The following is a 19571-nucleotide window of genomic DNA, read 5'->3' as shown; positions in this document are numbered from 1 at the left end:
TTCCCGACAGGAAGTCAAGCGATACGTGCCTGATTTCCTGCTGAAACTGCGCTGGCGTGTCGCCGTTGCCGTGTCAGTGGAGGCGCATTATAGGGACTTCTCCGTCGCTGACAAGTACTAATTTCAAAAATAATTTTGACCGCTCAATATTCACTCGCCCACTATGTTTAATGACAATTTTTCGAGTGAATGGAAGCCATAACGGCGTAAAACCGGCCAAAGCGCCGCGACTTTAGGCGTGATAGACAAGCAATAAGCCAGATTTTTCTCCGTTGAGCATTTAGGATTGTCTAAATGGTCTATCAACCATGCCGTTCTGCGAGCAATTGCCGAGCCAGAGTCAACCAAACGCGTACCATCAGGCAGTACACGCTGTAACTCTTCAGTCAATAACGGGAAATGCGTACACCCTAATACAACCGTATCCGGAGGTTCAGGCAACTTCAGCCACGGACGCAGAATTTTGCGCAATGTATCCTCAGAAACCGGCTCCCCCTGTAATTTTGCTTCAGCAAACTCTACTAATTCTGCGGAACCCAACAGCAAAATCTGACAGTCATGAGCAAAACGAGAAATAAGTTCATGAGTATAAGAACGCTGGACCGTCGCCCTGGTTGCCAGCAGGCCAACCACGCCATTTCGGGTAAGTTTTGCAGCGGGTTTCACCGCAGGAACTACCCCTACGACAGGGAAATCAAAACGTGCGCGTAATGCGGGTAGCGAAATTGTACTCGCGGTATTACAGGCAATGATCACTAAAGATAGCGGATGCTGCTTTTCCACTGAATCAACAATAGAGACTACTCGTTCAATAATGAATTGCTCAGGCTTTTCACCGTAGGGAAAAGCCTCATTATCAAAAGCGTAGATATAATGTAAGTCCGGCAGTAATTTGCGAACCTCATCATAAACAGACAAACCACCCACCCCGGAATCAAACACAAGGACTGTGGGGCGGGCGGGTAAATCAGAAACTATAGCTTCCGGTAAGATAGTATTCTCGCCCTGCAGTTCGGTAGCCATACGCCGTCTCATAATTCTTATCGAACAGGTTGGCTATTCTAGCACGAACTGTCAGATGTGAGGTGACGGGATATGATGCAGCGATGTCCCACAGACTTACACCGCCTAATCCAATTGTCTGGTAAGTATTATAATCTGTATCATAGCGCTGACCGAGATAATGATATGTCAGAGACCAATCAATATCGACAACCATCCAATCCAACTGATATTTGAATTGCTGTTTGGCACGGCGCAATAACACTTTATTTGTTAGACTGTTGCGCGGATCGAGGTAATCAAAAGAAACCTTATGGTTCAGAGGACCAGTCTCAAAGGATGCGGTTCCTTCGACACCTTTAATTCGCGCTTGCCGAATATTGCTGAAATGGTTTGTTGAGTCATAATCAATAAGATTGTCAATGTCATTGCGATAGCCAGAGAGTCTCCAGTTAACAGGCCCCGTTAGGCCTTCAAAACCACCTTCCCACTGTTTGCTTTCTTCTGGCTTAAGATTGCGATTACCGTATTTTTCACTGTATACCTGATTCAGATTCGGCGCTTTAAAGGCTGTACCATAAGAGGCAAAAACACTGTACCCCTCAACAAATTCCCAGGCGGCGCTGGACTGCCAGGTGTTATGCCAACCAAATTCGTTATTATCATCCCCTCTTACTGAGCCTTCTAACGTCACACTCTGTATTTTTTGTTGGGCAGTGGCATAGATACCGACGTTACGTTGCTCATGTCCAGCAACCACGTAATTGGTGCCCGGTTGTGAAGTTTGTTTTTGCCAGTCAACACCAGAACTGACAGTACCCGTACCAACAGCAACCACATTACCCCACTGGAGATTGTATTGCTGCACATCATCCATCGTTGAGGCAGGGCCGTAACGCCCATTAACAGGGTCAAAATTCAGATCCTTAGTATGGCTATAGCTTGCAATTAATTGGCTGGAATAGATATCCCGGCTAAACCGCAATCCTGCATCCCAAGATTGGCTGTAAAGCTGTCGAATATCCGGTGTCCCTAATAGCACCGTATAATCATCATTATATGCCTGATATCCATCATAATCCGACCTATTATCAAAGCCATAGCCACGTAAGAAGCCGCTAAATTCGTCATTGAAGCGATGCTCAACAGCACCGTAAATGGACTTACTCATAAAGCCATCACGATCAGGCTGACGCGGCGCATCTCCTGCGGCAATATCGAATCCTTTGGTGTAGGTGTAATTGCCCGCCAATGTTGCCGTTGTGCTATCACTCAGTGCTTGCTGGGTTGATGCATCGTAGGATTGATAACCTTTCGATCCCACACCAGCGGTTAATGTCATGCCGTTCTTTTCTCTGGTGGTAATGATATTGACCACACCGCCAATGGAGTCAGAACCATAGACCGCAGAACGCGCACCACGTATGTATTCAACACGTTGCACCAGAGATAGAGGAATTTGGCTAAGATCTGATGAACCACTCACACCTGCTTGGTTCAAACGAACACCATCAATCAATAACAACACATGGCTAGAGTTCGTCCCACGAATAAATAGCGAACTCTGTTGCCCCAACCCACCATTCTGCCCAATATCCACCCCCGGCAATCGCCGCATTACGTCAACCAAACTTTTTGACTGCCAGCGATCAATATCATCACGCGTCACCACGGTCGTGGGTGCCAGTACGGAAGAAATGGGCTGGGGAAAACGGTTGGCGGTGACGACCATCGCGTCATTACTATTTTGCTGTGCATTTTCGCTACCCTGCGCCCATCCTGAAAAAGCCGTGGCTATCATCGCCGCCAGCATCGTTATTTTTTTATTAAGCATAGTTAAGAAGCATCCAAACTGAATTGGCAGGATGCCGCACCCTCATGATCGATAGCACGCGATGACCATGAAATATTGCGACGTATTCCGGCAGGTCTTCGGGCTTGGGTGCTGCCAACATCACTGGCTCGGCAACGATGACTTCCCATCCGTCAGGACAGTGTCTGCATCATGCTATCGTTGCCCGTTCCCCTTACCGCTGCGCGTCAGCTCCAGATTCGCACTGGATTCCCTTTTCACTTGCGAGGCAAGACCGGATACCCATGCTACGATCGAGGCAGGTGGATGTCTAGACTTCCATTTTGGATAAGCGAATCCGTGCAGCAAGGCTGGACATCCCTTCTGGATACCCTACAATCGCGCCCTGAAAACGATCTATCACTATCGCAACATCATCCCAGCCGCTTTTTAGATGAGACCATCATGACGCCAGAGATTCTGCCCATCGACCAGTATGACGCCCAGCTTGAAGAAAAAACCGGGCGCCTCGGTGCCATGATGGCTCCCTTCGATGCGCCAGCACCAGCCGTATTCCGCTCGCCGGTTAGCCACTACCGGATGCGTGCAGAGTTTAGGATCTGGCATGACGGCGATGACCTGTACCACATTATTTTCGATCAGCAGACCAAACAGCGGATCCGGGTCGATCAGTTTCCGGCGGCCAGCGAGCTAATTAACCGCCTGATGCCGGAGCTGCTTAATGTATTGCGAGCCGAACCGGTGCTGCGGCGCAAGTTGTTTCAGATTGATTATCTCTCCACGCTGAGTGGTGAAATTGCCGTTTCCTTGCTTTACCACAAAGCGCTGGATGACGAGTGGCAGCAGCGTGCCCGCCTGTTGTGTGATCAACTACGCGGTCAGGGTTTTGCTCTACAGTTGATTGGCCGGGCGACTAAAACCAAAATTTGTCTGGACCGGGATTACGTGGATGAATGTCTGCCGGTCGCTGGTCGCCAGATGATTTATCGTCAGGTGGAAAACAGTTTCACCCAGCCTAATGCGATGATGAATATTCAGATGCTGGAGTGGGCGCTGTCAGTAACACAAGGCGCGACAGGCGATTTGCTGGAACTGTACTGCGGCAACGGCAATTTTTCACTGGCGCTGGCGCGCAATTTCGAGCGGGTACTGGCAACCGAAATCGCCAAGCCGTCAGTCGCAGCAGCGCAATACAATATCGCCGCCAACCAGATTGATAACGTGCAGATTATTCGCATGGCGGCGGAAGAGTTTACTCAGGCGATGAACGGGGTGCGCCAGTTCAACCGGCTGCAAGGCATCGATCTGGCTGGCTATCGCTGTGAAACTATCTTCGTCGATCCGCCACGCAGCGGACTGGATGACAGCACAGTAAAACTGGTGCAGGCGTATCCGCGTATTTTGTACATCTCCTGCAATCCGCAAACACTGTGCGCCAACCTGGAAACCTTGAATCAAACACACCGAATCAGTCAGTTAGCACTGTTTGATCAGTTTCCTTATACCCACCACATGGAATGTGGCGTGCTACTGGAAAAACGCCAGTAACCTCACCACCGATTAAGGTGTATTGATATCACTGCCGGGCTTATGAGCCCGCAGTTTTACGACCAACCACAGCGCCAGCGCCACGCAAAGTATCGACGGCACAAAATTAGAGCCGAGCTGTGGGTACTCGGCACGCACAATCGCACTGTAAAGCAACAAGCCGAACAGAAAGCAGCCCGCCGCTAACAGCGGCGTACCTTTAGGCATCGCATGATGCATATAACGCTGATGCAGACAGTAAACCGACAGAACCAATGCAATCAGCGGAAAAATAGAAAACGGTACGACAGAACTGAACATGGCAACAAAGGAACCATTCGCCGACAAACCGGCCACCATCGCCAGCACCAACGTACTTTTCTCTGAATTTATCTGCTCAGTCATGATGTTTCCTCAGATTATCCCTCAGGATAAGTGAACCCCTTACCCTGCTCTTTGCGATACCAGTAATAAGCCCCTTTGGCAATCATGCGCAGTTGCAACACTAACCGCTCTTCCAGTTGACGTCGCTGTTCAAGATCGACATCCAGCGCTTCCGCGCCGGCGCTGAATACAATCGTGACCATCGCTTCGGCCTGCGCTTCTGCAAAACTGCGCGGAATATGATTTTCGACTTCAAGATAGTCGGCCAGTTCAGCGATAAAATGCTGAATTTCACGCGCCACAGCAGCGCGAAACGCAGCCGACGTGCCAGAGCGCTCGCGCAATAGCAACCGAAAGGCGTTGGGGTTGTTGCCGATGAATTCCATGAACGTCGATACCGATGTTCTGATCACACTGCCGCCGCTTTTGACGATACGCTGGCGTGCTTGTCGCATTAGTTGACGCAACATCAGCCCACTGTCATCCACCATCGTCAGCCCCAGCTCATCTACGTCACGGAAATGGCGATAAAATGAAGTCGGGGCGATACCCGCTTCACGGGCTACTTCACGCAAACTCAGGCTGGCAAAACTGCGTTCAGCGCTCAACTGGCTGAAAGCGGCCTCGATCAGGGAACGACGAGTTCGTTCTTTTTGTTGTGCTCTGACACCCATTATCCTGCCTGCAGTCATTGGCTCTCCTTATCGTCAAGGGAAGCACTATAACAAAATTTACTCTCTACATACTGCGCCAAAATTTGTCATAGTAAAAATGTGATCCTGCGTTCCCATACAGATATCAGGGATGATTGGGTTATCATCAGGAGGCTGTTACAATAGCGTTATTAACTTGTATAAAAACAGGTGGTTCCTACCATGTCCATACAACAGCAATACGACTATGATGCCATCGTGATTGGTTCTGGTCCGGGCGGTGAAGGGGCGGCCATGGGGCTTGCCAAGCAAGGCGCGAAAGTTGCCGTGATAGAACGGCATTATAATGTCGGCGGGGGCTGTACCCACTGGGGAACCATCCCTTCCAAAGCTCTGCGACAAGCCGTCAGCCACATCATCGAATTCAACCAAAACCCGCTTTATAGCGACAACACCCGCGTCATCAGTTCTTCATTTTCCGCTATCCTGCGCCACGCCGATAGTGTGATAGGTCAGCAAACCCGTATGCGTCAGGGCTTCTACGAACGTAATCACTGTGAGCTGTTTTCCGGTGAAGCACGATTTATCGATGCGCATACCGTCGCCGTTTACTACCCGGACGACACCCACGACACGCTAACCGCCACGAATATCATTATCGCCAGCGGTTCACGGCCTTATCACCCAGCAGGAGTAGACTTCGATCATCCTCGTATCTACGACAGCGATTCTATTCTTGATTTGGATTATGAACCCAAGCACGTGATCATCTATGGCGCAGGGGTGATCGGCTGTGAATATGCATCGATCTTCCGGGGTTTAAACGTAAAAGTCGATCTGATCAATACCCGTGATCGGCTGCTGGCGTTTCTCGATCAGGAAATGTCCGACGCCCTGTCCTATCACTTCTGGAATAGCGGCATCGTGATTCGCCACAACGAGGAATTCGAACGGATCGAAGGGTTGGATGACGGTGTCATCATTCACCTGAAATCCGGTAAAAAAATGAAGGCAGATTGCCTGCTCTACGCCAATGGCCGTACCGGCAATACCGAAACGCTAAGGCTGGAAAATGTTGGACTGGAAGCAGACGGTCGCGGCCTGCTAAAGGTTAACAGCATGTACCAGACCGCCCAGGCACACATCTACGCCGTGGGTGATGTGATCGGTTATCCCAGTCTGGCATCAGCCGCCTATGATCAGGGCCGCATCGCCGCGCAGGCGATCACCAAAGGCGACGCCAGCGCGCACCTGATCGAAGACATTCCTACCGGCATTTACACTATTCCAGAGATCAGTTCCGTCGGTAAAACCGAACAGGAGCTTACGGCCATGAAAGTGCCGTATGAAGTGGGCCGCGCCCAGTTCAAACATCTGGCGCGAGCACAAATTGTCGGAATGAACGTCGGTAGCCTGAAAATCCTGTTCCACCGCGATACCAAGCAGATTCTGGGTATTCATTGCTTTGGCGAGCGGGCCGCCGAAATCATTCACATCGGTCAGGCCATCATGGAGCAAAAAGGCGAGGGCAACACCATTGAGTACTTTGTGAACACCACATTCAACTACCCGACTATGGCCGAAGCCTATCGGGTAGCAGCACTGAACGGCCTAAACCGGTTATTTTGATAACCGATGGGCTGACCAAGCCAGACACGTAATGATACAAACCGTTTAATTAGGCTGGCTGGTTTGCCAACTGTTCCATGTGGAGTTGCATGTGCTCGCGCACCGACTCGGCCAGCTGTTCATAACGGCCACGCAACGGCGAACCCGGACGATACACCAGCGCGATGGTGCGTTTGGGTTCCGGTTTGTAGCAAGGCAGATAGCACACGCCATCGCGTACCCGTTCCTGCGGCACCGCCAGCGAGGGCAGCAATGTAATACCGCTGCCCGCCGCAACCATATTGCGCAGGGTTTCGAGACTGGTGGCGCGGAAATGGGTATCTTCATCCGCACCAGCCTGAAAACAGAATCCCATTGCCTGATCACGCAGACAGTGCCCGTCCTCCAGCATCAACAGCTTTTCGCCCGACAAGTCGGACATCGCAACCCGCTCCCGATTCGCCCAAGGGTGATCCTGATAAATTGCCAGCTTCATCGGCTCATCAAACAACGGCACTTCGATAAAGGCTTCCGACTCTTTCACCATCGCCAGAATGGCGCAATCCAGCTTACCACTGTCAAGCTGAGCCAGCAGTTGGTGAGTCTGAGCTTCATGCAGATACATTTCCAGCTTCGGGAAAGTACGATGCAACATCGGGATAATCTGGGGCAACAAGTAAGGGCCAACAGTCGGGATCAGGCCGATATGCAGTGGGCCGGACATGGTTTCGCCCTGCTGGCTGGCCATCTCCTTTAGCACTTTCACTTCGCGCAGTACGGTTCTGGCCTGTTCGACCAGCAACAGCCCCGCCTGAGTGAACAACACCTTGCGACTGGTTCTTTCAAGCAGCATAACCCCCAGTTCATCTTCCAATTTTCGGATCTGTCCACTCAGCGTGGGTTGACTGACGTGGCAGGAATCTGCAGCGCGGCGAAAATGGCGATGCTCTGCCAACGCGACCAGATACTCTAAATCCCGAATATTCATGCCCTGATTCCTCTCAAAATGATAGCCCCTAGCGATAGATAGGATAGCAACGAACGATTAGTCCTATCAACTTTTGATGATCAATAATATCCCTAACCAAACGAGTCCTGACCACTGACGGATTCAACCTAACAGAACTTTTCGACCAGTAGGGACTAAATAATGTTTGTAAGCCAAGAAGGCAAAAAAATTCCGTCAGTAACTTTCCATACTCGCCAAGGCGATCAATGGGTTGACGTGACGACTGAAGAACTCTTCAACAACAAGACTGTAGTCGTCTTTTCTTTACCAGGGGCTTTTACTCCAACCTGCTCTTCAAGCCATTTGCCACGCTATAACGAGTTGGCTGCGGTATTCAAGCAATTTGGCGTCAATGCAGTTCTATGTGTATCGGTGAACGATACTTTTGTGATGAATGCCTGGAAAGCGGACCAAAACGCAGAAAATATTACGTTTATTCCCGATGGCAACGGTGAATTCACCCGTGCTATGAACATGCTGGTCGAAAAAGCGGAATTGGGCTTCGGTCCCCGCTCCTGGCGTTACTCGATGTTGGTTCGCCACGGCGTGGTGGAAAAAATATTCGTTGAACCCAACAAACCGGGCGACCCGTTTGAAGTTTCTGACGCCGACACCATGCTGAAGTACCTTGCTCCACACTATAACGTTCAGGAATCTGTTTCGCTGTTTACCAAACCCGGCTGCCCGTTTTGCGCTAAAGCCAAACAGTTGCTGCAGGATCGCGGTATTCAGTATGAAGAAATCATGCTGGGTAAAGATGCCACCACCGTAAGCCTGCGGGCCGTGACCGGACGTAGTACCGTGCCTCAGGTGTTTATCGGCGGTCGCCATATCGGCGGCAGCGAAGAACTTGAAACCTTCCTGACGATATAATTTTTATAAGCCAACGAAACTTTGGCGGGCTTCGGCCCGCCCTTTTTTTATTCCCATTCCTTTAGCTTTAAACACAAACGCCCACCCGGATATCTCCGGACGGGCGTTTGGCCGATAATGGGGCTGGATATCAGCCGTGTGCAACCGGGCGTACACCCAGCGTATGACAAATAGCGTAACTCAGTTCCGCACGGTTCAGGGTATAAAAGTGGAAATCCTTCACCCCTTCCCGACTTAAGATCTTCACCATATCCATAGCGATTGAAGCACCGACCATCTTGCGGGTTTCCGGGTCGTCATCCAGACCTTCAAACATGGCGGTCATCCAGTTGGGTACTCGCACATTGGTCATGGTGGCGAAACGCTGCAACTGCTTGAAGTTCGACACGGGCAAAATACCGGGTACGATTTCCACATCAATACCGGTCGTAACACAACGGTCCCGAAAACGCAGATAGCTCTCCACATCAAAAAAGAACTGCGTGATGGCACGACTGGCACCGGCATCAATCTTACGTTTGAGGTTGATCAGGTCTGCCTGCGCGCTTTTTGCTTCCGGATGCACTTCAGGATAAGCCGCGACTGAAATATCAAAATCGCCCACTTCTTTGAGCAAAGAAACCAGATCAGAGGCGTACATCTCCGGTTTACCACCGCCCGGCGGCAAATCACCGCGCAAAGCGACGATGTGGCGGATACCGCTCTGCCAGTAGTCTTGAGCAATGGCTTTCAGTTCGTCGCGGGATGCATCAATGCAGGTAAGATGCGGCGCGGCTTCCAGACCGGTACGCTCCTTGATGCCTTTGATAATGCTGTGAGTGCGGTCACGCTCGCCGGAGTTGGCGCCATAGGTTACCGACACGAATTTGGGTTTCAGGCTGCTGAGGCGGTCAATCGAGTTCCACAGCGTTTCTTCCATCTCACTGGTGCGCGGTGGGAAAAACTCAAAGGAAACGTTAATCCTGCCCTGTAATTCCGCCAGATTCTGGTTCAGCGCTTCCCGATGGTTCGCGTGGAAAAAACTCATATCCTTACCTCGATTAGCCATTATCATCGTTATCTTCTACAAACGTCTATACGTTTAGACGTCTATATAGAAAATGACCGAATCCGATTAAAGAGTCAACGCTTTTCAACGTGTTCAATGCTGATGTTTGTTCATACAACATGAAGAAAATTCACGGTTATAGACGGTAGGCTAGCCCGACCCCGTCACAGACGAAGCACAGATAACATGTAAGGAATACGTATTCAGTATTGGCAAAAAACGCGCCCCTTGCCACCCGCGTGTCCAGGATATAAAAAAGCCTGCGATTGCAGGCTTCAAAGCAGAATGGGTTAAGACTATCAGGACGCAGATTCGTCGTGCGCCACCATTACAGCAGTTGCGCCAGACGATTGAGATCCGACTGAATCGCCCCTGCGGTCACATCGCGGCCAGCGCCAGGGCCACGGATCACCAACGGGTTATCACGATACCAGCGGCTTTCAATTGCAAACACGTTATCGCACGGTAACAGCGCCGCCAGCGGATGATCCTCCCGCACGGCCTCCACACCTACGCGTGCCTTGCCGTTACTATCGAAACGGGCGACATAGCGCAGCACCAACCCCATCTCCCTGGCGGCTTCCAACCGTTGTAGCATCTGCTCATTCAACGGCTCGCCATCTTCAAAGAACTGATCCACCGAGCTGCTCTCACAACCAGCAGGCACCAACGACTCTACCCGCACCTGAGTGGGTTCTATCTCATAACCTGCTTCACGCGCCAGAATCACCAACTTGCGCATCACGTCTTTACCGGAAAGATCGACACGCGGGTCCGGCTCGGTCAATCCCTGCTGCCAGGCCTGATCCACCAGTTCAGTAAAAGGGACTGTCCCGTCAAACTGCAGGAAGATCCATGACAACGTGCCGGAGAATATGCCGCTGATAGCCAAAATACTGTCGCCGCTTTCACGCAGATCTCTTACGGCATAGTTCACCGGCAACCCGGCGCCAACGGTCGCGTTATACAGCCAATGGCGCCCGGTTTTGGCGAATGCGTCGCGGATCTGGCGGTAATTATCGCCGCCGGACGCCCCCGCCAGTTTGTTGGCGCTAATCACATGGAAACCATAGCTGGCGAAATCCAGATAGAGATCGGCAACCGACTGACTGGCGGTAACATCCAGCACCACCAGATCGTCGTACGGGTGAGCACGCATCCACAGGAACAATTCATCATCGTCACGTTCCTGCGCTTCGTCGCCAAAGAAAGCCAGCACACGGCTGGCATCCAACCCTTCGTAACTCAGCAGACTACGGGAACTGTCCACCACGCCCGCCAGCGTAAATTCAAAACCGGTACGTGCCGAAATCAGGCTCTGCTCACGGGCGAACAGCTCCAGCCAGCGTGAACCGATGTTGCCTTTGCCGAACAGCACCAGCCCGATGCGTTTTTCCGCCCGGAACAACGAATGATGCAGGCCACGCACCAGATGCTCGGTTGGCCCGACACGCAGCACCGCCACCAGGCTGATATCATCTTCCGCCTGCCAGACAAACTCGATCGGCTGGTCACGCAGTTGCTGGTAAAAACGGTGGCTATGCAACGGATTACGACAAACGCCAGCCCCCACCAACGCCACCAGCGCCAGTCCATCGCGCAAATGGAGCGACACCGGCAACGCCGCCAACTCCAGAACCTGCCAGGCGCTACGCACCACTTCCGAGGTGTAGCACAGTTGCAGCAGATTACGGTCCTGATGCACACCCAACGCCAGTGGCCGGATTTGAGCTTTTTGCAGCAACTGTTCGACGTCTTTGTGCATACGAGCAAAATCATGGTCTGCCGGTACGCCTATCTCTATCAGGCAAACATCATCATGACTGGTGACTATCTTGGCACCGGTGCCGGAGGCTAGCACACGCTCAATACGGGTAGACCCTTGTTCAGGCTGGTAACTGCATCGCAATTGCAGGTCGATATCACTGCCGGAAACCGGCTGAAGGGTTCGGGCGTGTAATACCGGCGCAGCCAGACGCGCCAGTTCACTGGCTTCATCCAACCGAAGCAACGGCAACAGGCAGGCGTCTTCAACTTTGCGTGGGTCAGCGCTATAGACGCCGGCCACGTCACTCCAGATGGTGACACGCTCGGCACCCGCCAGCGCGCCAATTTGTGTGGCGGAATAATCACTGCCGTTACGGCCCAGCAGAACGGTTTCACCCGCATTGTTACTGCTGATAAAGCCGGTGATAACCAGCCGTTGCCCGGTATGTTGGGTAAGCAGCTGTTGCAGCAACGGCCAGGAGCAGCCTTCATCGACTTGCGGCTGCGCGGCGCGCTCGGCACGCAGGAAAGTACGCGCATCCAGCCAGGTTGCCGGCAGGTTTTTCTGATTCAGGACCGCCGCCATCAGCCGTGCAGACCAGATTTCGCCGTGGCCGACCACTTCGGCATAAGCTGCATCGGTGATCTTGCCATCCAGCAACGCGGCCAGACGTTCCAGATCACGAATCAATTCATTAATCAGCGGTGCTGCCGTTTCGGCTGGCAGCAAACCAGAAATCAGCTCGCTTTGATAACGGCGCAACGATTGTTGTACCTGATGAGCGGAAATCCGGTCTGACTGGCTAAGGTTCAACCAGTTAATTAACTGATTCGTGGTGCTGCCTGCCGCCGATACCACCATCAAATCGCCAGCCTGGCTGTAATCAGCCATAATGCCGGCGACGCGCTGATAACATTTCACATCCGCCAGGCTGCTGCCGCCGAATTTGTGCAGTTGCCGTCCCTTCACGGCTACTGCTATTCCTAACGCACTCATTGTTACCTCTTGGCTGCTGCCTGAAATGCTCTGTCCAGGTCGGCGACCAAATCATCACCATCTTCAATCCCGACAGAAATACGCAATAACGTCTCCGAGATACCAGCAGCGGCGCGTGCCTGCGGCGACATACCAGCGTGAGTCATGGTAGCGGCATGAGAAATCAGGCTTTCCACGCCACCCAGCGACTCTGCCAGCGTGAACAACTCCAGTGGAGCCAGAAAACGACGCAGGGTGTCTTCATCGCCATCCAGCTCAAAACTCAGCATCGCGCCAAAACCAGACTGCTGCCGACAGGCAACCTCATGACCGGCATTCCCAAGTAAAGAAGGATGATACAACGCCTTCACCAGCGGCTGATGCCGCAAATACTCGACAATTTGTAGCGCATTCTTCTGCGCCATCGCCATACGCGGTGCCAGTGTGCGCAAACCGCGCAGCAGCAGGTAGCTGTCGAAAGCCGCGCCGGTTACACCAATATTGTTGGCCCACCAAGCCAGTTCCGTCACTACCTCAGGATCGCGGGCAATCACCGCGCCAGCCACTACGTCCGAGTGACCATTCAGGTATTTGGTGCAGGAATGCACCACCAGATCCGCCCCCAGCTTCAGTGGATTTTGCAAAGCCGGACTCAGGAAGGTGTTATCCACCACGCTCACCGCCCCCACTTCACGCGCAGCCTGGCAGATAGCCGCGATATCCACGACTCGTAATAGCGGGTTGCTGGGGCTTTCCACCAGCACCAGCTTCGGATTTTCCGCCAGCGCCGCCTTCAGGTCAGCCTCATTGCCCTGATCGACAAATTTCACCCGATAAGCGCCGCGTTTGCTCAGGCTGTCAAACAAACGATAGCTGCCGCCGTAACAATCGTGTGGCGCGACCAGCAGGTCACCAGGCCGCAGGAATACCGTACACACCAACATAATCGCCGACATACCGCTGCTGGTCATCACTGCGCCAGCGCCCCCCTCCAATTCCGCCAGCGCACGCTGAACGACATCACGGGTCGGATTACCGCGCCGGGAATAGTCATGTACTCTAGGTTGATTAAAACCGGTGAAGTTGTAGGTGCTGGAAAGATTGATTGGGGGAACAACGCAACCGAACTGTTCGTCATTGTTCAACCCACTGCGGACTGCGATAGTAGCCTGTTTACGCGTCATCGGTGCTTTTCCTGACTGAAAGACTGAGGTAGAGAAAAGTAGAGAGTAAACCCGGAGAATATAGACGTCAATACATCTGGACTTCTAAACTTCTTTGCGTATAGATTGAGCATCCCTGGAATAATCGTTAGAATTATGGTGTTTTACGCCAGTGACTGTTTTTATCACGATCAATATGTAAGGTATCCCATGGCTAAGTGGAATGGCGAATATGTAAGCCCATACGCTGAACACGGCAAGAAGAGCGAGCAGGTTAAAAAAATTACCGTATCTATCCCTTTGAAGGTATTAAAGATACTGACAGACGAGCGTACCCGTCGTCAGGTCAACAACCTGCGTCACGCAACCAATAGCGAGTTACTGTGCGAAGCGTTTTTGCACGCTTTTACCGGCCAACCCTTACCCAATGATGATGACCTGCGTAAAGAGCGCGGCGATGAAATCCCCGAAGAAGCCAAAGCGATCATGCGTGAAATGGGGATTGACCCGGATACGTGGGAATACTGAGCAGGACGTTCAGCGCGAACGGGAAACGATAACAAAAACAACAAAGGCACCCGCAGGTGCCTTTGTTTTGGCAGAAAAACTGGTTAACCGATTTTCTGCCCCAGCGCAGAAGCCAATTATTTTTTGGCGCCTGGGATGCTGAAACGTTTGTTGAAACGCTCAACACGGCCACCGGTGTCAACCACGCGCTGTTTGCCGGTAAAGAACGGGTGGCAAGCACCGCACACGTCCAGGTTCAGGTCGTGACCAACGGTGGAACGGGTTTTGATGACGTTACCGCAAGAGCAAGTAGCGGTAATTTCAACGTAATTCGGGTGAATACCTTCTTTCATGGGAAACCTCTGTTTAAGGCCGTGTCGCTATCCAGCCTTGTTCCGCCAGACACCACACGAAGTTGAGTGAAATGTTCTTTATACTACAAGGTATAAAGGCGGCGGATCATACAGAAATTAACCCTATGATGCAATCAGAACCACGCAAACACGCATCGCTACCTCAACAAGATGCGGGTAAGATTGCACAACGCACGCGCGCACAGTACCGTGACGGCAGACAAATCCTCATGCATGACCGAAGACCCTCATGACGCATTTGAACCCACAGACCATGTCCGTTGTTCAGGTTGCCTTGCCAGTACCCCTGACGCGAACATTTGATTACCAACTGGCGCCAGGCGTCACACCGCCGGTTCTGGGCGTACGAGTGAGTGTTCCCTTCGGCAACCGCAAGATGATCGGTATCGTTACGGCCCTGAGCGCGGGCAGCCAACTACCGCCTGAACAGCTCAAGCCGCTGCATGACATACTCGACGATACGCCGCTGTTTCCTGACAACCTGTGGCGCATCCTGCTGTGGGCCGCAGAGTATTACCATTACCCGCTGGGCGAAGTGTTGTTTCATGCCCTGCCGATTTTGCTCCGGCAAGGAAAACCGGCACATAGCGCACCGCTCTGGCAATGGTTCGCCACCGAACAAGGGCTCGCCACGCCGCTCAATACACTAAAGCGCGCCCCCAAACAACAGCAGGCGCTGGCGACACTGTTACAGGGCCCCATCTATCGTCATCAGGTGACCGAAACCGCACTGACGGAAACCGCGTTACAGGCGCTACGCGAAAAAGGGCTGAGCGAGTTGCGCTCACAACCAAAGCAGGTGGATGACTGGCGTGATCATTTCAGCCTGACAGGGGAACGCCTGCGTCTCAATACCGAACAGGCTACCGCTGTCGGCGCCATACGCAGCGAAGACAACCATTTTGCCGCCTGGCTGCTGGCGGGCATCACCGGTTCAGGCAAAACCGAGGTCTATCTCAGCGTACTGGAAAATATTCTGGCACAAGGCAAGCAGGCTCTGGTGCTGGTGCCGGAAATCGGCCTGACGCCGCAAACCATCGCCCGCTTTCGTGATCGGTTTAACGCCCCGGTGGAAGCGCTGCACTCCGGGCTGAACGACAGCGAACGGTTGTCGGTATGGCTACGAGCGAGACAGGGCGAATCCGCCATCGTGATTGGCACGCGCTCCGCACTGTTCACCCCTTTTGCCCGGTTGGGCGTGATCGTTATCGACGAAGAGCATGACGGCTCTTACAAGCAACAAGAAGGCTGGCGTTATCACGCCCGCGATCTGGCGGTGTTCCGCGCCCGACAGGAAGACATACCGATAGTGATGGGTTCAGCTACACCGGCGCTGGAAACGCTTTATAACGTGCAGATTGGCAAGTACCGTCAGTTACGTCTGAGCAAACGCGCCGGCAACGCCCGGCTGGCACAGCAGCATTTACTGGACCTGAAAGGATTGCCGCTGACCAGTGGTTTGTCGCAGCCGTTGATCAACCGCATCCACCATCATCTGTCACAGGACAACCAGATCATCCTGTTCCTCAACCGCCGCGGCTTCGCACCGGTCGTGCTGTGCCATGAATGCGGCTGGATAGCCGAATGCCAGCGTTGCGACAGCTACTACACCTTGCACCAGCACCAGCGCATGATGCGATGTCACCACTGTGACAGCCAACGCCCGATACCGCAGCAGTGCCCGCAGTGCGGCTCCACTCATTTGGTGCCGGTTGGCCTTGGCACCGAGCAACTGGAACAGACGCTACCGGCGCTATTTCCAGACACCCCGATAACCCGTATTGATCGCGATACCACCAGCCGCAAAGGCGCGCTGGAACAACAACTGGCGCAGGTCCGTCAGGGCGGCGCTCGTATTCTGATCGGCACTCAGATGCTGGCCAAGGGGCACCATTTTCCTGACGTTACGCTGGTGGCGCTGCTGGATGTCGACAGTTCGCTGTTTTCCGCCGATTTTCGCGCTACCGAACGCTTCGCTCAGCTCTACACCCAGGTGTCTGGGCGCGCTGGGCGCGCAGGCAAGGCCGGCGAGGTCGTGCTGCAGACGCATCACCCGGAGCATCCGCTGTTACAGACGCTGCTGCATCAGGGCTACGACGCTTTCGCCAGCCAGACGCTACAAGAACGCCAGAGCGTATTCCTGCCGCCATTTACCAGCCATGTGCTGTTCCGGGCGGATGATCATGATAATCAGCAGGCCAGCCTGTTCCTGCAGCAGTTGCGTAATTTGCTGGAAGCCAGTCCGCTGCGCGACGATGCATTGTGGCTAATGGGACCGGTACCTGCGCTGCAGCCCAAACGAGCCGGGCGTTTCCGCTGGCAATTACTGCTGCAACACCCATCGCGCACCACACTGCAACGGCTGATTCGCCATTCGATGCTGTTGATTGATACCCTGCCGCAAACACGCAAGGTGAAGTGGGTGATGGATGTCGACCCAACAGACAATTGATCCGATTCTGCGCTGCGGGAATACCTGCTGCCAGCAGTAGCGACATTTTTTGCGAACCAGCCCCAAAAACGGGTAATCCAGGCAGCACAGGCGTAAATTATTCGGTAAATATTGGACGCAATCTGTTAAGCGTGATGACGAAAGCAGTATGCTGATCAGGCAGTTGGCGCGCCACCACCCGGAGCCGACATGTTATAACCGCACTTGCCCGCCCAGCGGGCCAGACATCTTATAAAACGGTGGCCGACCTGTAATAACGGCTCCCTTGACTACAGCGCCAGTAAACGCTGACGCAAGGAGGAACTGCGTTGGAGCAGAAAAAATTTCTCTCACCCGCAACGATGAAAGACGTGGCTGATCAGGCCGGCGTCTCCACTGCAACGGTGTCACGCGCACTGACCAACCCGGAGAAAGTGTCGGCCACTACCCGCAAGAAGGTGGAGCAGGCGGCGTTGGCGGTGGGATACTCTGCACAAAATCTTGCCCGCAACTTGAAACGGCATGAATCAAGAACGATTCTGGCGCTGGTTCCCGATATCTGCGATCCCTTTTTCAGCGAAATGCTGCGCGGTATTGAGGAAACCGCCGCGGAGCATGGTTATTTGGTGCTGATCGGCGATTGCGCCCACCAGCGCAAAACGGAAAAGACCTTTCTGGATCTGATCACCACCCGGCAGATCGACGGCATCCTGCTGCTGGGGTCACAATTACCGTTTGATACCGGCAAGGATGATCGTCGTCATCTTCCTCCGATGGTGATGGCGAATGAATTCGCACCTGAGCTGGATATGCCTACCGTACACATCGATAACCTAACCGCCGCGTTTGAGGCCGTCAGCTATCTCAATCAGTTAGGGCACCAGCGCATCGCCTGTATCGCCGGTCCGCAGCAGATTCCACTCAGCGAATACCGGCTACAGGGTTACATTCAGGCGCTGCGTCGCTGCGGGCTCATTATCGACAACCAGTACATCGTCCATGGGGATTTCAGTTACGACACCGGCTCCCGCGGCCTGATGCAGCTCATGTCGCACCCAACGCCTCCCACCGCCATTTTCTGTCATAGCGACGTGATGGCGCTGGGCGCATTAACCCAGGCGCGCAAAATGGGGCTGGATGTACCACGTGACCTGTCACTGGTAGGGTTTGATGATATCGCTCAAGCCAGCCACTGCTTTCCCGCACTGACCACCGTTTCCCAGCCGCGCTACGAGATTGGCCGCGAGGCGATGCTATTGCTGCTGGCTCAATTGCAGCAACACAAGGTGCCACGAGGCTCACGCTTGATGTCCAGCCAGTTGATGATTCGTGACAGCACGGCGGCTATCACCCCGCGTGTTACAGGCTTTAAGAATTCCGGTGCTGGTCAAATATTTTAGGGTTCAGTAACATGGCGACCTGTTACTTATTTTCTTCGCAACGAAACGATTGTGGCACAACGAGACTATGTCAGCCGAGGGCGTTCTGGAACGCGCCGGAAAAAAACATCCAGCCGTAAACGAGGAGGATCCTCAGGCGTATCCAAAACCATGATGGCACTGGCCGTTGCCGTGCTGGTCGCGTTTGCCGGTGGACTCTATTTTATTGCCCACAATAAGCCGGGCGAATCACCGGTGCTGCCGCACCAGGGTAGCAAAGGCAATGGGTTGCCGCCCAAACCGGAAGAGCGCTGGCGCTATATCAAAGAGCTGGAAAACCGGCAGATTGGCGTTATTTCGCCGACCGAACCCTCGGCTGGCGGAGAAATTCAGTCATCAGGTCAGCTTACCGACGAACAGCGACAACTGCTGGAACAGATGCAGTCGGACATGAAACGCCAGCCAACCACGCTGACGGAAGTACCTTACAACGACCAGAGCCAGATGCCGGCTCGCTCCCTGAGTGCACCCAGACCTCAAACGGTCGTGCCTGTCATCCCCAACGCCAGTACGATGACATTATCGCCGACGCCGCGTACCATTACGCCGCCAACGACAAGCCAGCATCATACGACGCCAGCCGTCACGACACCGACACAAACGGCGCAGAAACCCGCGCAGACGGAACCCCGTAAAGAGGTAGCCAAAACAGAAGCCCCAGCAGCGGCCAAAGAAACCGCCAAAACCGAAAACACCAAACCAGAAAATAAGCCAGAGAAAGAACAACGCTGGATGGTGCAATGCGGTTCGTTCAAAACGGCAGAGCCAGCCGAATCGGTACGAGCAGAACTGGCGTTTGCCGGTGTCGAAAGCCGTATCACCAGTAGCGGCGGTTGGTATCGCATTATGTTAGGCCCGTACAACAGTCGTACCGTGGCCGACAAAATGGCACAAAAGCTCAAAGGCATGGGTCAATCAAACTGTATCCCGTTAGCCAGCGGGGGTTGAAAATACCCCCACGCTCCCCCATGTTTATCGTCAATATGCCCCGCGCTCA

Annotated in this window: 16 protein-coding genes and 1 riboswitch; of the genes, 7 read left to right on the top strand and 9 right to left on the bottom strand. The window is 53.2% G+C overall.

The annotated features are described in order from the left end of the window. Positions 1–150: 150 nt before the first annotated feature. Both murI and btuB read right to left on the bottom strand, forming a co-directional pair. Positions 151–1023: a glutamate racemase gene (murI, locus tag Dpoa2040_RS01065; RefSeq protein WP_168639987.1), complete on the bottom strand. Its 873-nt coding sequence runs from the start codon at positions 1021–1023 to the stop codon at positions 151–153. Then, positions 968–2836 (bottom strand): TonB-dependent vitamin B12 receptor BtuB, encoded by a 1869-nt coding sequence (gene btuB / locus Dpoa2040_RS01060; RefSeq protein ID WP_168639986.1) that lies wholly within the window; start codon positions 2834–2836, stop codon positions 968–970. Before btuB ends, murI begins: the two co-directional genes overlap by 56 nt. A gap of 71 nt (positions 2837–2907) precedes the next feature. Then, a riboswitch (cobalamin riboswitch) is annotated at positions 2908–3109 on the bottom strand. 150 nt (positions 3110–3259) lie between these two features. On the opposite strand from btuB, the gene trmA reads away from it, so the two are divergent. Next, entirely contained in the window at positions 3260–4363 is a 1104-nt protein-coding gene (trmA, locus tag Dpoa2040_RS01055; RefSeq protein WP_168639990.1) for a tRNA (uridine(54)-C5)-methyltransferase TrmA, read from the top strand. 12 nt (positions 4364–4375) lie between these two features. On the opposite strand, the gene Dpoa2040_RS01050 is transcribed toward trmA, so the two are convergent. After that, the gene (locus tag Dpoa2040_RS01050; RefSeq protein WP_042867806.1) at positions 4376–4747 is read right to left on the bottom strand and encodes a YijD family membrane protein; all 372 of its coding nucleotides are present in this window, start codon (positions 4745–4747) and stop codon (positions 4376–4378) included. A gap of 14 nt (positions 4748–4761) precedes the next feature. Then, positions 4762–5400 carry an HTH-type transcriptional repressor FabR gene (fabR, locus tag Dpoa2040_RS01045; RefSeq protein ID WP_042867805.1) on the bottom strand — a complete coding sequence of 213 codons (639 nt, stop codon included), beginning with the start codon at positions 5398–5400 and terminating at the stop codon, positions 4762–4764. Between the two features lie 207 nt (positions 5401–5607). On the opposite strand from fabR, the gene sthA reads away from it, so the two are divergent. Next, positions 5608–7008 (top strand): Si-specific NAD(P)(+) transhydrogenase, encoded by a 1401-nt coding sequence (gene sthA / locus Dpoa2040_RS01040; protein WP_042873715.1) that lies wholly within the window; start codon positions 5608–5610, stop codon positions 7006–7008. Positions 7009–7057: 49 nt separating this feature from the next. Here sthA and oxyR read toward each other — a convergent pair whose 3' ends face one another. Beyond that, positions 7058–7975: a DNA-binding transcriptional regulator OxyR gene (gene oxyR, locus Dpoa2040_RS01035; protein WP_042867803.1), complete on the bottom strand. Its 918-nt coding sequence runs from the start codon at positions 7973–7975 to the stop codon at positions 7058–7060. A 162-nt stretch (positions 7976–8137) separates the two neighbouring features. Between oxyR and Dpoa2040_RS01030 the strand changes: the two genes are divergently transcribed. Next, complete coding sequence (locus Dpoa2040_RS01030) at positions 8138–8869, top strand: glutathione peroxidase (RefSeq protein WP_168639985.1); 732 nt, start codon at positions 8138–8140, stop codon at positions 8867–8869. A 130-nt stretch (positions 8870–8999) separates the two neighbouring features. On the opposite strand, the gene metF is transcribed toward Dpoa2040_RS01030, so the two are convergent. From metF to metB, 3 genes are all read right to left on the bottom strand, one after another. Further along, the gene (gene metF, locus Dpoa2040_RS01025; protein ID WP_168639984.1) at positions 9000–9896 is read right to left on the bottom strand and encodes a methylenetetrahydrofolate reductase; all 897 of its coding nucleotides are present in this window, start codon (positions 9894–9896) and stop codon (positions 9000–9002) included. Between the two features lie 349 nt (positions 9897–10245). Continuing rightward, positions 10246–12681, bottom strand: coding sequence for a bifunctional aspartate kinase/homoserine dehydrogenase II (locus tag Dpoa2040_RS01020; protein ID WP_042867797.1), 2436 nt, complete (start codon positions 12679–12681; stop codon positions 10246–10248). Between the two features lie 2 nt (positions 12682–12683). Next, a complete protein-coding gene (gene metB / locus Dpoa2040_RS01015) occupies positions 12684–13844 on the bottom strand; it encodes a cystathionine gamma-synthase (protein WP_168639983.1) in 1161 nt (386 codons plus the stop codon). A 189-nt stretch (positions 13845–14033) separates the two neighbouring features. On the opposite strand from metB, the gene metJ reads away from it, so the two are divergent. Continuing rightward, positions 14034–14351 carry a met regulon transcriptional regulator MetJ gene (gene metJ, locus Dpoa2040_RS01010; RefSeq protein ID WP_042867792.1) on the top strand — a complete coding sequence of 106 codons (318 nt, stop codon included), beginning with the start codon at positions 14034–14036 and terminating at the stop codon, positions 14349–14351. Positions 14352–14467: 116 nt separating this feature from the next. Here the strand turns inward: metJ and rpmE are convergent, their stop codons facing one another. Next, positions 14468–14683: a 50S ribosomal protein L31 gene (gene rpmE / locus Dpoa2040_RS01005; protein WP_033569030.1), complete on the bottom strand. Its 216-nt coding sequence runs from the start codon at positions 14681–14683 to the stop codon at positions 14468–14470. A 274-nt stretch (positions 14684–14957) separates the two neighbouring features. Here rpmE and priA point away from each other — a divergent pair, with 274 nt between their 5' ends. From priA to ftsN, 3 genes are all read left to right on the top strand, one after another. After that, on the top strand, positions 14958–17156 hold the full coding sequence (priA, locus tag Dpoa2040_RS01000; protein ID WP_168639989.1) for a primosomal protein N': 2199 nt from the start codon (positions 14958–14960) through the stop codon (positions 17154–17156). A gap of 308 nt (positions 17157–17464) precedes the next feature. After that, positions 17465–18535, top strand: coding sequence for a DNA-binding transcriptional regulator CytR (gene cytR / locus Dpoa2040_RS00995; RefSeq protein ID WP_042867787.1), 1071 nt, complete (start codon positions 17465–17467; stop codon positions 18533–18535). Between the two features lie 51 nt (positions 18536–18586). Beyond that, on the top strand, positions 18587–19522 hold the full coding sequence (ftsN, locus tag Dpoa2040_RS00990) for a cell division protein FtsN (protein WP_168639982.1): 936 nt from the start codon (positions 18587–18589) through the stop codon (positions 19520–19522). Positions 19523–19571: the final 49 nt, after the last annotated feature.

The sequence above is a fragment of the Dickeya sp. CFBP 2040 genome, from assembly GCF_012273755.1.
Classification (GTDB): Bacteria; Pseudomonadota; Gammaproteobacteria; order Enterobacterales; family Enterobacteriaceae; genus Dickeya; species Dickeya poaceiphila.
The sequence above is the reverse complement of the archived record's forward strand: the minus strand, read 5'-3'. Positions and strand labels throughout refer to the sequence as shown.

Excerpts from the sequence above, each read along its gene's own strand:
- metB (WP_168639983.1), bottom strand. The coding sequence starts at position 13,844 with ATGACGCGTAAACAGGCTACTATCGCAGTCCGCAGTGGGTTGAACAAT.
- Dpoa2040_RS01020 (WP_042867797.1), bottom strand. The coding sequence starts at position 12,681 with ATGAGTGCGTTAGGAATAGCAGTAGCCGTGAAGGGACGGCAACTGCAC.
- metJ (WP_042867792.1), top strand. The coding sequence starts at position 14,034 with ATGGCTAAGTGGAATGGCGAATATGTAAGCCCATACGCTGAACACGGC.
- metF (WP_168639984.1), bottom strand. The coding sequence starts at position 9,896 with ATGAGTTTTTTCCACGCGAACCATCGGGAAGCGCTGAACCAGAATCTG.
- Dpoa2040_RS01030 (WP_168639985.1), top strand. The coding sequence starts at position 8,138 with ATGTTTGTAAGCCAAGAAGGCAAAAAAATTCCGTCAGTAACTTTCCAT.
- priA (WP_168639989.1), top strand. The coding sequence starts at position 14,958 with ATGTCCGTTGTTCAGGTTGCCTTGCCAGTACCCCTGACGCGAACATTT.
- oxyR (WP_042867803.1), bottom strand. The coding sequence starts at position 7,975 with ATGAATATTCGGGATTTAGAGTATCTGGTCGCGTTGGCAGAGCATCGC.
- fabR (WP_042867805.1), bottom strand. The coding sequence starts at position 5,400 with ATGGGTGTCAGAGCACAACAAAAAGAACGAACTCGTCGTTCCCTGATC.
- Dpoa2040_RS01050 (WP_042867806.1), bottom strand. The coding sequence starts at position 4,747 with ATGACTGAGCAGATAAATTCAGAGAAAAGTACGTTGGTGCTGGCGATG.
- btuB (WP_168639986.1), bottom strand. The coding sequence starts at position 2,836 with ATGCTTAATAAAAAAATAACGATGCTGGCGGCGATGATAGCCACGGCT.
- trmA (WP_168639990.1), top strand. The coding sequence starts at position 3,260 with ATGACGCCAGAGATTCTGCCCATCGACCAGTATGACGCCCAGCTTGAA.
- rpmE (WP_033569030.1), bottom strand. The coding sequence starts at position 14,683 with ATGAAAGAAGGTATTCACCCGAATTACGTTGAAATTACCGCTACTTGC.
- murI (WP_168639987.1), bottom strand. The coding sequence starts at position 1,023 with ATGGCTACCGAACTGCAGGGCGAGAATACTATCTTACCGGAAGCTATA.